Here is a 654-nt window from a genome sequence, read left to right on the forward strand (position 1 = left end):
AATTATAAATGCTGGAAACTACACAAGGAAATCGTCTTGAAGGACTAAGTGAAAAAATATTTTTGGATCGATATGCTTGGAAAAACGCGGATACGAACGAAACGAGGGTCGGTGACGTTGTACTGGTTCTGACGAAGGAAGATCCGAAATTCCCTGCGAAGGAAGTTGGCGAAGTAATCGCGCGTAAAGGGAGTGCGGTTACGGTGAAGCTGCGAAATGGCGATCTGATTGAATCGACCGTTGAGAAGCTAACGCTCACAATTGAGAAGACACCAGAGGAAATGTGGGAGCGACTCGCGGGTGCGATGGCTTCAGTAGAAGTAACCGAAGAGAAGCGGCAGGAATGGCGAGATAGATTTAATTATATTTTGAAGGATTGGAAGCTTGTACCCGGTGGACGGATCGCGGCTGGGGCAGGTGCGAGTGAAGAGCTGACGTTATTCAATTGCTACGTCATTCCATCGCCAAAGGACAGTCGTGGCGGTATTATGCAAACACTAACAGAAATGACGGAAATAATGGCACGCGGCGGCGGTGTTGGTATGAATCTATCATCACTTCGTCCTCGCAGAGCAATCGTTGCCGGAGTTAACGGTTCTTCCAGCGGCTCCGTATCATGGGGTGGACTGTTCAGTTATGCAACAGGGTTAATTG

The 654-nt window shown here is 48.3% G+C and carries 1 protein-coding gene; it reads left to right on the top strand.

Translation table 11 applies throughout. The annotated features are described in order from the left end of the window. Positions 1–8 precede the first annotated feature (8 nt). Positions 9–654 (top strand): ribonucleotide reductase N-terminal alpha domain-containing protein (locus tag AC1DWN_RS34865; RefSeq protein ID WP_477563366.1); only part of this gene is annotated, 646 nt, incomplete at its 3' end.

Source organism: Paenibacillus sp. P4_A7 (assembly GCF_056402455.1).